Origin of the sequence: Streptomyces sp. NPDC046915 (assembly GCF_040644935.1) — a bacterium.
Classification (GTDB): Bacteria; Actinomycetota; Actinomycetes; order Streptomycetales; family Streptomycetaceae; genus Streptomyces.
Window position 1 is genome coordinate 217,164 of sequence record NZ_JBEYXB010000004.1, and the last position, 11,736, is coordinate 228,899.

Genomic DNA, 11,736 nt, shown 5'->3' on the forward strand with positions numbered 1-11,736 from the left:
GGACCGCCGTCAGCCCACCAGCCACAGCCGCCGCCCGCACACCCCCACCCGGACCGTCTGCCCCCGGGTGAGCTCCAGAGCGTCACTCTCGATGCCGTCGCCGAACGCGACGAGACGGTCGGACTCGACGGTGACCGACAGGGCGGCGGAGGCCCGGAGTTCCCCGGCGACCAGGGAGGTCCCCGTGGCGGGTGACGGCCAGGCCTCCCTGACGAACCACACCAGGCGGTCCTCGGCGGGCGCGGGCAGGGCGAGGCGGCTGCCCCGCTCCTGCCACACGGACCGCAGCCACCCGGTCGCCCCCGTCCCCGTGCCCACCAGCACCCCGGAGGAGGCCTGGGCCTCGACGACACCCCCGTCGCCGTCGAGGCCCAGGCGGTAGCGCGCCGTCTGGTGACCGGCCGCCCCGAGATAGATCTCGTTGAGCGCCACCAGCCGCTGTGTGTCGTCGGCGACGGCCTCGACCATGGTGAGTTCCTCGGCGCCCGTGCCCCGGGCCCGGACGGCCGGCAGCAGGGCCGCGGCGTCCTCGGGCCGGTGCCGCACCAGGACGCCCGGATTGCGGCCGGGGTCGGTGTCGATGCCCACCACCGGCTGTCCCGTGAGGTACTTGGCCGCGTTCGCCACCAGCCCGTCCTGGCCGACCACCACGACCACGTCCTCCGGTCCGAAGAGGAAACGGTCCAGATCGCCCCGCTCGACCGTGGTCTGGCGCCAGGTCAGCGGCACGGCCGAGGCGACCTCGGCCAGCGCCCGCCGGGTGCGGTGGTGGCGGTCGGCCACCTCCTCGACGGCCCGGCCCCGGGAGGCGAGGAAGAAGGCGGCCTGCCCGTGCGTGCCGTGCCGGGCCAGCAACTCCTCGTACTCCGTGGTCCGGTGCACCAGCACGGCGCGCGGGGCGAGGCTCACGCCGGCTCCCCGGTCCCCAGCTTCGCGAGCAGGCCCGTCAGCACGTCCGGCGACACCGTCACGCTGTCGATCCGCGGCAGGTTCTCGGCCAGCCGGGTCCCCGTGAGGGCGTGCAGCGTCTCGACCTCGACCTCCGCGTGCACCCGCAGCCAGGCCGCCTGCGCCTCGGCCCGCGCCGCGCCGACCTCCCGCGCGCCCTCGGCCTCGGCACGGGCCAGCCGCACCGACCGTGCGGCCTCCGCCTCCGCGAGCTTCACCGTGCGCGCCGCCTCCGCCTGGGCCCGTACGGCGTCCGCCGCCGCGTGCTCCTCGGCCTCGCGGCGGGCGTTGGTGCCGCGCTGTTCGACCAACTGCTCCTCGCGGCGGGCGAGTTCGATCTGGCTGGCGAGTTCGTTCTCGGCGATCGCCCGCTCCCGCTCGACGGCCACCGCCCGCCGTTCGTAGGTCGCCCGGTCGGCCTCCTGCTGGATCTGCTCGCGCGCCGGCGTCCGCAGTGCCCGCTCCACCTCCGGCTCGGGCCGCAGCGCCACCACCCGTACGGCGACGACCTCGATGCCGGTCGCCGGAAGCCGCGGCTCCGCGCCCAGGCCCGCCGCGATCCGTTCCCGCACCGCGGTCACGCCGTCCGCCAGCGCGGCCGCCAGCGGGGTGCGGGCCAGCACGTCCAGGGCGTGCTGCTGGGCCGTCTCGGTCAGCAGCGTGCCCAGCTGCTCCAGCGGGGCGCCCCGCCACACGCCGGTGTCCGGGTCTATGGAGAAGTCCAGCCGGGCGGCGGCCACGGCCGGGTCGCTGATCCGGTAGGTCACCGTCGCCTGCACCGCCACGTCCTGGAAGTCGGCCGTGCGGGCGTGGAAGGTCATCGCCAGCTCCCGGTCGTCCACCGGCACCTCGGACAGCGCGGCGGTCAGCGAGCGGTACCAGAAGCTGAGACCGGGCCCGTCGTGCTCCAGCGTGCCCGAGCGGTGGTGCCGGACGTGCGCCGTCGGAGCGCCGCGCAGGTGGCGCCAGCCCAGGCGCCGGGTGATGTCGGCCATCGGACCCCCTCATTCCTTTTCGTCATGACGACGATAATCGATCGGATCACTTGTCGTCAATGGGACGAGAACGAGAAACCGCAATGCGAGGGTGAAACGAGAAGGCGGTGGTCAGGATGGAGGCATGGGATTCCATGTCGACTCCGAGGCCGGGCGGCTGCGCCGCGTCATCCTGCACAGGCCGGATCTGGAGCTCAAAAGGCTCACCCCCAGCAACAAGGACGCCCTCCTCTTCGACGACGTGCTCTGGGTGCGCCGGGCGCGCGCCGAGCACGACGGGTTCGCCGACGTGCTGCGCGACCGCGGGGTCACCGTCCATCTCTTCGGCGACCTGCTGGCCGAGACCCTGGACGTCCCCGAGGCCAGGTCGCTCGTCCTGGACCGGGTCTTCGACGAGAAGGAGTACGGCCCCCTCGCCACCGACCACCTCCGCGCCGCGTTCGAGACCCTGCCCGCGCCCGAGCTGGCCGAGGCGCTGATCGGAGGCATGACCAAGCGGGAGTTCCTCGAGGCGCACGCGGAGCCCACCTCCGTCCGCTTCCATGTGATGGACCTCGACGACTTCCTCCTGGGCCCCCTGCCCAACCACCTGTTCACCCGGGACACCTCCGCCTGGATCTACGACGGGGTCGCCATCAACGCCATGCGCCTGCCCGCCCGGCAGCGCGAGACCGTGCACTTCGAGGCGATCTACCGGCACCACCCGCTGTTCCGTGACGAAACGTTCCGGGTCTGGTCCCGGGGGCAGGCCGACTACCCGTCCACCATCGAGGGCGGCGACGTCCTGGTGATCGGCAACGGCGCGGTCCTCATCGGCATGAGCGAGCGCACCACCCCGCAGGCCGTGGAGATGCTCGCGCACAAGCTGTTCGCGGCCGGCTCGGCGAGCACGATCGTGGCCCTGGACATGCCCAAGCGGCGCGCCTTCATGCACCTCGACACCGTGATGACCATGGTGGACGGCGACACGTTCACCCAGTACGCCGGGCTCGGCATGCTCCGCTCGTACACGATCGAACCGGGCGCCGGGGACAAGGAGCTCAAGGTCACCGACCATCCGGCCGAGCACATGCACCGCGCGATCGCCGCGGCGCTGGGGCTGAGCGAGATCCGGGTGCTCACCGCCACCCAGGACGTGCACGCGGCCGAGCGCGAGCAGTGGGACGACGGCTGCAACGTGCTGGCGGTCGAGCCCGGGGTCGTCGTCGCCTACGAGCGCAACTCCACCACCAACACCCATCTGCGCAAGCAGGGCATCGAGGTGATCGAGATCCCGGGCAGCGAACTGGGGCGGGGGAGGGGCGGGCCGCGCTGCATGAGCTGCCCCGTCGAACGGGCGCCCGTATAGGAGTGGGCGCCTGTATAGAAATGTGGAATGTCGTATAGACTTCCAGGGTTCCTGTTCCCGTCCCCCCGGAGCGCCCCCATGGCGACAGTCCCGACCGCCCTCGCCGGCCGCCACTTCCTCAAGGAGCTGGATTTCACCGAGGAGGAGTTCCGCGGGCTGGTGGAGCTGGCCGCCGAGCTGAAGGCCGCCAAGAAGGCGGGGAGCGAGCCGCAGTACCTGCGGGGCAGGAACATCGCGCTGATCTTCGAGAAGACCTCGACGCGCACCCGCTGCGCCTTCGAGGTCGCCGCCGCCGACCAGGGCGCCGCCACGACCTACCTCGACCCCTCCGGCTCGCAGATCGGGCACAAGGAGTCCGTGAAGGACACCGCGCGCGTGCTGGGCCGGATGTACGACGGGATCGAGTACCGCGGGGACAGCCAGGAAAAGGTCGAGGAACTCGCCGCGTACGCGGGTGTGCCCGTCTACAACGGGCTGACCGACGACTGGCACCCCACCCAGATGCTCGCCGACGTGCTGACCATGACCGAGCACTGCGCCAAGCCGCTCGGCCGGATCGCCTTCGCCTACCTCGGTGACGCCCGCTTCAACATGGGCAACTCCTACCTGGTCACCGGCGCCCTGCTCGGCATGGACGTGCGGATCGTGGCGCCCAAGGAGTACTGGCCCGCCGAGGACGTCGTCGCCCACGCCCGCAAGCTCGCCGAGGGCAGCGGCGCCCGCGTCACCCTCACCGAGCAGGTCGGCGAGGGCGTCGCAGGCGCCGACTTCGTCGCCACCGACGTCTGGGTCTCCATGGGCGAGCCCAAGGAGGTCTGGGCCGAGCGCATCGCCGCGCTGTCGCCGTACGCGGTGACCACGGACGTACTGCGCGCCACCGGCAACCCGGACGTGAAGTTCCTGCACTGCCTGCCGGCCTTCCACGACCTCGGCACCAAGGTCGGGCGCGAGATCCACGAGACCTACGGGCTGACCTCCCTGGAGGTGACGGACGAGGTCTTCGAGTCGAAGCACTCGGTCGTCTTCGACGAGGCCGAGAACCGGCTGCACACGATCAAGGCGGTCCTCGTCGCCACCCTGGCCTGATCCACTTCGCCAGGCTTTTCCCACCCGTCCCACCAGGCCTTATCCTGACCGGCGGCCCGGAGTCACCCCTTCCAGGGCCACCGCCGCGACGAACCCGGTCGCACCCCCGCACCACCAGAAACGAGCACCACCCGCATGCCCGCTCCCCGCATCAAGCCCCCCGCGCTCCTCGTCGCCGAGTCCGGCGCCGACCGCGAGGGTCACGGCCTCAAGCGCACCATGGGCCTCTTCCAGCTGATCTGCTTCGGCGTCGGCGCGATCGTCGGCACCGGCATCTTCGTCGGCCTGTCCGACTCGGTCGCCCAGGCGGGCCCGGCCGTCGTCGTCTCCTTCGTCCTCGCGGCGATCACCTGCGTCTTCACCGCCCTCTCCTTCGCCGAGCTGGGCGGGGCCATCCCGGTCTCCGGATCGTCGTACTCCTTCGCCTACGCCGGGCTCGGCGAGTCGACCGCCTTCCTGGTCGGCTGGTGCCTGCTGCTGGAGTACGGCATCTCCATCTCGGCGGTCGCCGTCGGCTGGAGCCAGTACGTCAACGAACTCCTGCACAGCCTCACCGGCCTCCAGCTGCCCGCCGCCCTCAGCGGCGGACCGGGCGACGGCGGAGTGGTCAACCTGCCCGCCGTGATCGTCATCGCCATGGGCTGTGTGCTGCTGGTGCGCGGCGTCCGGGAGAGCGCCGGGGCCACCGCCGTCATGGCGGCCGTCAAGATCGCCATCCTCGTCGCCTTCTGCGTCATCGGCTTCAGCGCCTTCAAGGACGGCAACCTCACCCCGTTCGCGCCCGCCGGCATCGGCGGCATCGGCGCGGGCACCACCGCCGCGTTCTTCTCGTACATCGGCTTCGACGCGATCACCACCGCCGGGGAGGAGGCGAAGAACCCCCGCCGGGACATCCCGGTGGCGATCCTCGTCTGCATGGGCGTGGTCACCCTGCTGTACTGCGCGGTCGCGCTCGCCGCGATCGGCGCCATCGGCGGCGACCAGGTCGCGGGCCGGCCCGCGGCGCTGTCGTACGTCGTCAACGAGGTCACCGGGTCGGCCGTCGGCGGCGGGGTGATCGCCTTCGGCGCGGTCGTCGCCATCGCCTCCGTGGTGCTCGCCGTGATGTACGGCCAGACCCGCATCCTGATGTCGATGTCCCGGGACGGGCTGATCCCGGGCGTCTTCGAGAAGGTGTCGCCGAAGACGGCCACGCCGGTCGCCGGCACCCTGATCGTCGGAACCGTCTTCGCGGTCCCGGCGGCCTTCGCCTCGCTGGACGCCGTGATGAACCTGTGCACCATCGGCACGCTCGCCATCATGGCCGTCGTCAACATCTCGGTGATCGCCCTGCGCCGCCGTGAGCCGGGCCTCGCCCGCAGCTTCCGGGTGCCGCTGTACCCGGTCCTCCCGCTGCTCGGCGTCGGCTTCTGCCTGTACCTGATGTACGAGACGGGCTGGACGACCTGGATCCAGTTCGCGGTGTTCCTGGTGGTGGGCTTCGGGGTGTACGCCGGCTACGGGCGCCGGAACTCCCGGCTGGCCGCCGCCGAGGCAGAGGCCACCGCCGGGGTCACGCGGGACGCCGCTGAGCGGGCACCACAGGCAGTCTGAACCACACCGCCTTGCCCGCCGCGGTGGGCCGGTGCCCGCAGGCCGAGCTGAGGGCGCGGATCAGCAGCAGCCCGCGCCCGCCCTCCTGCCAGGGATCGGGGGGCTCCACGACGGCACGGGTGAGATGGCCGGGCGGCGCGGGGTCCGGGTCGTGCACCTCGACGCGGCAGCCGGTGGGGGCGAGCTCCACCACCAGCTCGATCGGGCCGGTGCCCGCGGTGTGCTCCACCGCGTTGGCCACCAGCTCCGCCGTGAGCAGCTCCGCGGTGTCGCAGTCGGCCGCGTGCTCCTGCTCGGCCAGCGCCGTGCGGACCAGCGCACGGGCCACCGGCACCGCGGCGGCGGTGTGCGGCAGCGCGACGCGCCAGGAGGCGGGGGCTGAGGGGCGTTCGTACAAGGCGGATCCGTTCATGGAGCAGGCTGTCCTGCTTTCAACCGTATGCATGGTACGGGGCCCGGCTACAGAGTCCCTCGACGGGCACCGCAAGGAGCCTTCGGCCCCGGTACCGGGCGGCTTACCCACGTCGGCGCCCCGCCTCTCACGCGGGGTCCCGCTGTTACCGGAGTGTCGACTTCCTGTGACCGATGTGACCGGGCTCATGCGGGCCGCCCGGCTCGGTCGCCCGGCTCCGCCGCGCCCCCCACTCATGTCGTGCCCACCCGCTCTGTCGCGCACTCATGACGACAGTCACAAATAGGTGATAGCTTCGTGGGGTAGAGCCAGCACGAGTCACGTGGCACCGCTGCCCAGGGAGGCCGCACGTCATGAGTCCCTTCACCGGCTCCGCCGCCCGCACCGCCCACTGGGAGCACCTGCGCGTCGCGCTCGCGGACGGAGTCGCCACCGTCACCCTGGCCCGTCCCGACAAGCTCAACGCCCTCACCTTCGGCGCCTACGCCGACCTGCGCGACCTGCTCGCCGAGCTGTCCCGCGAACGGTCGGTCCGGGCCCTGGTGCTGGCCGGCGCGGGCCGCGGGTTCTGCTCCGGCGGCGACGTCGACGAGATCATCGGCGCCACCCTCGCCATGGACACCGCCCAGCTGCTCGACTTCAACCGGATGACCGGGCAGGTCGTACGGGCCGTACGGGAGTGCCCCTTCCCGGTGATCGCCGCCGTGCACGGGGTCGCCGCGGGGGCGGGAGCGGTCCTGGCCCTGGCGGCGGACTTCCGGGTGGCCGACCCGAGCGCCCGGTTCGCGTTCCTCTTCACCCGGGTCGGCCTGTCCGGCGGCGACATGGGCGCGGCCTATCTGCTGCCCCGCGTGGTCGGCCTCGGCCACGCCACCCGCCTGCTGATGCTGGGCGACCCCGTGCGGGCACCCGAGGCCGAGCGGATCGGCCTGATCAGCGAGCTGACCGACGAGGGCCGCGCCGACGAGGCCGCGCAGGCGCTCGCACGCCGCCTCGCCGACGGCCCCGCTCTCGCACACGCCCAGACGAAGGCCCTGCTCACGGCCGAACTGGACATGCCCCTGGCGGCGGCGGTCGAGCTGGACGCCTCCACGCAGGCACTGCTGATGAACGGCGAGGACTACGCGGAGTTCCACGCGGCGTTCACCGAGAAGCGCCCTCCGAAATGGCGCGGGAGGTGACATGAAGGTCGCCGTGATCGGTGGTGGCCCCGGCGGCCTGTACGCCGCGGCGTTGCTCAAACGCCTCGACCCCACCCGCGAGATCACCCTCTGGGAACGCAACGCCCCCGACGACACCTTCGGCTTCGGCGTGGTCCTCTCCGACGAGACCCTCGGCGGCATAGAACACGCCGACCCGGTGGTCTACGAGGCCCTCCAGAGGGACTTCGTCCGCTGGGACGACATCGACATCATCCACCGCGGCACCCGCCAGACCTCCTCAGGACACGGCTTCGCCGCCCTGGGCAGGAAGCGCCTCCTGGAGATCCTGCACCAGCGGTGCGGCGACCTCGGCGTGGAGCTGCGCTTTCGCAGCGAGGCCCCCTACCCGGCCTGGCTCTCCGAGGCGTACGACCTCGTCATCGCCGCCGACGGTGTGCACAGCACCACCCGCGAGGCCTACGCCCATGTGTTCCGGCCCCATGTGGCCACGCACCGCTGCCGTTACATATGGCTCGCCGCCGACTTCGCGTTCGACGCCTTCCGCTTCGAGATCGCCGAGACCGAGCACGGCGTGATGCAGCTCCACGGCTACCCGTACGCCCACCCGTCTCCCGACCACCACCCCTCAACGAGGCCCTCCGGGCCGCAGAATCAATTCGGCGCCTCCACCGTGATCGTCGAGATGCGCGAGGAGGTGTGGCGGGCCGCCGGTTTCGAGGAGATGGACGAGAAGCAGTCCGTCGAGCGCTGCGCCAAGCTCTTCGCCGACGCGCTCGGCGGCCGGCCGCTGCGCTCCAACAACTCCGCCTGGACCACCTTCCGCACGGTCGTCAACGAACGCTGGTCCTGCGGCAACGTCGTCCTCCTCGGCGACGCCGCCCACACCGCCCACTTCTCCATCGGCTCCGGCACCAAGCTCGCCGTCGAGGACGCCCTCGCGCTCGCCGCCTGCCTGACGGAACAGCCCACGACGGCCGAGGCGCTGACCGCGTACGAGGCGGAGCGCAGGCCCGTCGTCGCCTCCACCCAGCGCGCCGCCCGCGCCAGCCTCGAATGGTTCGAGAACCTCCCGCTGTACCTCGGCCAGCCGCCCCGCCAGTTCGCCTTCAACCTGCTCACCCGCAGCCGCCGGGTCACCCACGACAACCTCCGGCTGCGCGACGCCCGCTTCACCGGGGCCGTGGAGCACGAGTTCGGCTGCCCGCCCGGCACGCCCCCGATGTTCACCCCGTTCCGGCTGCGCGGCCTGACCCTGCGCAACCGGGTCGTCGTCTCTCCCATGGACATGTACTCGGCGAAGGACGGCGTCCCCGGCGACTTCCACCTGGTCCACCTGGGCTCCCGGGCCCTCGGTGGCGCCGGGCTGGTGATGACCGAGATGGTGTGCGTGAGCGAGGAGGGCAGGATCACCCCCGGTTGCACCGGCCTGTACACCGGCAGGCAGGCCGAGGCCTGGCGGCGGATCACCGACTTCGTGCACGCGCAGGCCCCGGGCACCGCGATCGGATTGCAGCTCGGCCACTCCGGCCGCAAGGGCTCGACCCGGCTGATGTGGGAGGGCATCGACGAACCGCTGACCGAGGGCAACTGGCCGGTCGTGGCCGCCTCCCCACTGCCGTACAAAGCGGGCAGCCAGACACCGCGCCAGCTCTCCCGCGCGCAACTGACCGACATCCGCGAGCAGTTCGCGGCCGCGGCCTGGCGGGCCGTCCGCGCCGGTTTCGACCTGCTGGAACTGCACTGCGCGCACGGCTATCTGCTCTCCGGCTTCCTCTCCCCGCTGACCAACCGGCGCACGGACGCCTACGGCGGCTCGCTGGAGAGACGGCTCCGCTTCCCGCTGGAGGTCTTCGACGCGGTACGCGGGGTGTGGCCGGGGGAGAAGCCCATGACCGTGCGGATCTCCGCCACCGACTGGGCCGAGGGCGGCAACACCGCCGAGGACGCCGTCGAGATCGCCCGCGCCTTCGCCGCGCACGGCGCCGACGCGATCGACGTCTCGACCGGGCAGGTGGTCGCCGACGAGCGCCCGGAGTACGGGCGTTCGTACCAGACACCGTTCGCGGACCGCATCCGGAACTCGGCGGGCGTCCCGGTGATCGCGGTCGGCGCGATCTCCTCCTGGGACGACGTCAACTCCCTGATCCTGGCGGGCCGCACGGACCTGTGCGCGCTGGCCCGGCCGCACCTGTACGACCCGCACTGGACGCTGCACGCGGCGGCCGAGCAGGGCTACGAGGGTCCGGGTGTGGTCTGGCCCGACCCCTACCTGGCGGGCAGCCGGCGCCCGCAGACCGGACGCACGGACGCCCCCAAGCCCCGGCTCACGCTGGGCGGCTGACCTCCGCCATGCCCGCGGTGAGCGTGGCGCCGTCCGCCGGGTCGATCAGGATGAAGGCGCTCGTGCGGCGGGAGACCGCGTAGTCGTCCAGGGCCAGCGGCTCGGCGGTGCGCAGGGTGATCCTGCCCAGGTCGTGGGCGGTCAGTTCGGTGGCGCCGTCGACTACCGCGATCGCACGGTCGAAAAGCACGGACTGCGCCTCCATGTGGCCTCCGTACAGGACTACATCGACCGCGGTGTGCTCAAGGAACGCCCCGACGGCACCCGCAACCCCCTCCAGACCGTGCCGCTCCCGAACTCGCCCGCCACCTCGCGGAAGATGTGCACCGCCTCGGACTCCAGCGCGTCCAGGTGGGAGAGGGGGGTGGTTCACACCAGACCCCGCTCCGCCAGCAGTGCGTACACCGCGTCCGCGGACTCCCGGGGCGCCTGCCGCTCGGTCCGCAGCACCAACGCCGGGTCGCCCGGCGGCTCGTAGGGGTCGTCGACCCCCGTCAGCCCCGTCAGCTCGCCCGCGGCCTGCTTGGCGTACAGCCCCTTCACGTCCCGCTCGCCGCACACCTCGACCGGGGTGGCGACGTGCACCTCCAGGTAGGGCGTGCCGCTCTTCTCGTGCCGGGCGCGCACCGCGTCGCGGCTGTCGGCGTACGGCGCGATCACCGGGACCACGGAGAGCACGCCGTTGCGCGCCAGCACCTCGGAGACCAGGCCGATGCGCTGCACGTTGGTGTTGCGGTCGGCCCGCGAGAAGCCGAGGCCGGCGGAGAGGAAGCGGCGTATCTCGTCGCCGTCGAGGACCTCCACGCGGCGTCCCTCGGCCTTCAGCCGGTCGCCGAGGAGACGGGCGATGGTCGTCTTGCCCGCGCTCGGCAGCCCGGTGAGCCAGACGGTGGCTCCCTGAGCCCTTGCCGTGGTCGTCATGCGCAACAGTCCTCTTTCCTACCCCGCCGGCGATCGTTGAACGCTAGGTAAGAAACTTGAGAAGAGGGACAGAGGAACCTGAGGGTTCCGTTAGGGGCGCACGATGTGGCGAGGATCACATTTCGGCGAAGACCGCCCCGGCGTCCCTGAGCCGTTCGTGCAGCCCCTGGAAGACCGCCGCGGAGCGCGCCCCCGGCCAGTCGGCGGGCAGCAGCCGGGCGGGCAGACCGGGGTCGGTGTAGGGCAGGTGGCGCCAGGAGTCGAGGGCGAGGAGGTAGTCGCGGTAGGCCTCCTCGGGCGGGGTGTCCGAGCGCCGCTCCCAGGCGTGCAGCACGGGCGCGTGCACATCGAGGAACGCCTCGTGCGCCTTGGCGATCGCCGCCAGGTCCCACCAGCGGGCGACCGCCTCGACGGTGGGCGCGAAGCCCAGGTGGTCGCCGCGGAAGAAGTCCACGTACGGATCGAGCCCGAGGCGCTGGAGGGTGTGCCGGGTCTCCTCGTGCAGCCGGGCCGGTGCGATCCACACCCCGGGGGCCGCCGTGCCGAAGCCCAGGCCGGCCAGCCGGGAGCGCAGCACGTGCCGCTTCTGCCGCTCCGACTCCGGCACCGAGAACACCGCGAGCACCCAGCCCTCGTCGCGCGGGGCCGCCGTGGCGTAGATGCGCCGGTCGCCGTCCTCCAGCAGTTGCAGGGCCTCGGATGAGAGCGCGTACCCGGCCGCGCCCTCGGCGGTGCGGGCCGGCAGCAGCAGTCCGCGCCGTTTCAGACGCGACACCGAGGAGCGCACGGAGGGCGCGTCCACGCCGACCGCGGCCAGCAGTCTGATCAGCTCGGCGACGGGCACCGGGCCGGGCATGAAGCGGCCGTACGCGCCGTAGAGCGTGACGATGAGGGACCGGGGGGCGTGCTGCTCGGACACGTTGATCATT

At 72.3% G+C, this 11,736-nt stretch carries 11 protein-coding genes and 1 pseudogene; 6 read left to right on the top strand and 6 right to left on the bottom strand.

Annotated features, from left to right (window positions below):
- Window positions 1–9 precede the first annotated feature (9 nt).
- The gene (locus ABZ915_RS12290; protein ID WP_361800028.1) at window positions 10–909 is read right to left on the bottom strand and encodes a hypothetical protein; all 900 of its coding nucleotides are present in this window, start codon (window positions 907–909) and stop codon (window positions 10–12) included.
- Entirely contained in the window at window positions 906–1,943 is a 1,038-nt protein-coding gene (locus tag ABZ915_RS12295; RefSeq protein ID WP_361800031.1) for an SPFH domain-containing protein, read from the bottom strand. Before ABZ915_RS12295 ends, ABZ915_RS12290 begins: the two co-directional genes overlap by 4 nt.
- Before the next feature lie 124 nt (window positions 1,944–2,067).
- On the opposite strand from ABZ915_RS12295, the gene ABZ915_RS12300 reads away from it, so the two are divergent.
- The 3 genes from ABZ915_RS12300 to ABZ915_RS12310 all read left to right on the top strand — a co-directional run bounded on the left by ABZ915_RS12300 (window position 2,068) and on the right by ABZ915_RS12310 (window position 5,970).
- On the top strand, window positions 2,068–3,291 hold the full coding sequence (locus ABZ915_RS12300) for an arginine deiminase (RefSeq protein ID WP_361800034.1): 1,224 nt from the start codon (window positions 2,068–2,070) through the stop codon (window positions 3,289–3,291).
- A 78-nt stretch (window positions 3,292–3,369) separates the two neighbouring features.
- Window positions 3,370–4,377 carry an ornithine carbamoyltransferase gene (gene argF / locus ABZ915_RS12305; protein WP_361800037.1) on the top strand — a complete coding sequence of 336 codons (1,008 nt, stop codon included), beginning with the start codon at window positions 3,370–3,372 and terminating at the stop codon, window positions 4,375–4,377.
- Between the two features lie 135 nt (window positions 4,378–4,512).
- A complete protein-coding gene (locus ABZ915_RS12310) occupies window positions 4,513–5,970 on the top strand; it encodes an amino acid permease (protein WP_361800040.1) in 1,458 nt (485 codons plus the stop codon).
- Here the strand turns inward: ABZ915_RS12310 and ABZ915_RS12315 are convergent.
- Window positions 5,930–6,382, bottom strand: coding sequence for an ATP-binding protein (locus ABZ915_RS12315; protein WP_361800043.1), 453 nt, complete (start codon window positions 6,380–6,382; stop codon window positions 5,930–5,932). The genes ABZ915_RS12310 and ABZ915_RS12315 overlap by 41 nt on opposite strands.
- Before the next feature lie 353 nt (window positions 6,383–6,735).
- On the opposite strand from ABZ915_RS12315, the gene ABZ915_RS12320 reads away from it, so the two are divergent.
- Window positions 6,736–7,563, top strand: a complete 828-nt coding sequence (locus tag ABZ915_RS12320; protein ID WP_361800046.1) for an enoyl-CoA hydratase family protein — start codon at window positions 6,736–6,738, stop codon at window positions 7,561–7,563.
- A 1-nt stretch (window position 7,564) separates the two neighbouring features.
- A complete protein-coding gene (locus ABZ915_RS12325) occupies window positions 7,565–9,886 on the top strand; it encodes a bifunctional salicylyl-CoA 5-hydroxylase/oxidoreductase (RefSeq protein ID WP_361800049.1) in 2,322 nt (773 codons plus the stop codon).
- On the opposite strand, the gene ABZ915_RS12330 is transcribed toward ABZ915_RS12325, so the two are convergent.
- Window positions 9,870–10,076, bottom strand: coding sequence for a hypothetical protein (locus ABZ915_RS12330; RefSeq protein WP_361801018.1), 207 nt, complete (start codon window positions 10,074–10,076; stop codon window positions 9,870–9,872). The two genes, ABZ915_RS12325 and ABZ915_RS12330, sit on opposite strands and share 17 nt — an antisense overlap.
- Between ABZ915_RS12330 and ABZ915_RS12335 the strand changes: the two are divergent.
- Window positions 10,044–10,178: pseudogene (locus tag ABZ915_RS12335) on the top strand (sulfate adenylyltransferase small subunit); the annotation flags it as partial. The gene ABZ915_RS12330 and the pseudogene ABZ915_RS12335 overlap by 33 nt on opposite strands.
- A gap of 77 nt (window positions 10,179–10,255) precedes the next feature.
- Here the strand turns inward: ABZ915_RS12335 and cysC are convergent.
- Window positions 10,256–10,807: an adenylyl-sulfate kinase gene (gene cysC, locus ABZ915_RS12340; RefSeq protein ID WP_361800052.1), complete on the bottom strand. Its 552-nt coding sequence runs from the start codon at window positions 10,805–10,807 to the stop codon at window positions 10,256–10,258.
- Window positions 10,808–10,922: 115 nt separating this feature from the next.
- Window positions 10,923–11,735: a PaaX family transcriptional regulator C-terminal domain-containing protein gene (locus ABZ915_RS12345; RefSeq protein WP_361800055.1), complete on the bottom strand. Its 813-nt coding sequence runs from the start codon at window positions 11,733–11,735 to the stop codon at window positions 10,923–10,925.
- Between the last annotated feature and the right edge of the window lies 1 nt (window position 11,736).

Excerpts from the sequence above, each read along its gene's own strand:
- ABZ915_RS12295 (WP_361800031.1), bottom strand. The coding sequence starts at position 1,943 with ATGGCCGACATCACCCGGCGCCTGGGCTGGCGCCACCTGCGCGGCGCT.
- ABZ915_RS12315 (WP_361800043.1), bottom strand. The coding sequence starts at position 6,382 with ATGAACGGATCCGCCTTGTACGAACGCCCCTCAGCCCCCGCCTCCTGG.
- ABZ915_RS12300 (WP_361800034.1), top strand. The coding sequence starts at position 2,068 with ATGGGATTCCATGTCGACTCCGAGGCCGGGCGGCTGCGCCGCGTCATC.
- ABZ915_RS12310 (WP_361800040.1), top strand. The coding sequence starts at position 4,513 with ATGCCCGCTCCCCGCATCAAGCCCCCCGCGCTCCTCGTCGCCGAGTCC.
- cysC (WP_361800052.1), bottom strand. The coding sequence starts at position 10,807 with ATGACGACCACGGCAAGGGCTCAGGGAGCCACCGTCTGGCTCACCGGG.
- ABZ915_RS12320 (WP_361800046.1), top strand. The coding sequence starts at position 6,736 with ATGAGTCCCTTCACCGGCTCCGCCGCCCGCACCGCCCACTGGGAGCAC.
- ABZ915_RS12345 (WP_361800055.1), bottom strand. The coding sequence starts at position 11,735 with ATGATCAACGTGTCCGAGCAGCACGCCCCCCGGTCCCTCATCGTCACG.
- ABZ915_RS12325 (WP_361800049.1), top strand. The coding sequence starts at position 7,565 with ATGAAGGTCGCCGTGATCGGTGGTGGCCCCGGCGGCCTGTACGCCGCG.
- argF (WP_361800037.1), top strand. The coding sequence starts at position 3,370 with ATGGCGACAGTCCCGACCGCCCTCGCCGGCCGCCACTTCCTCAAGGAG.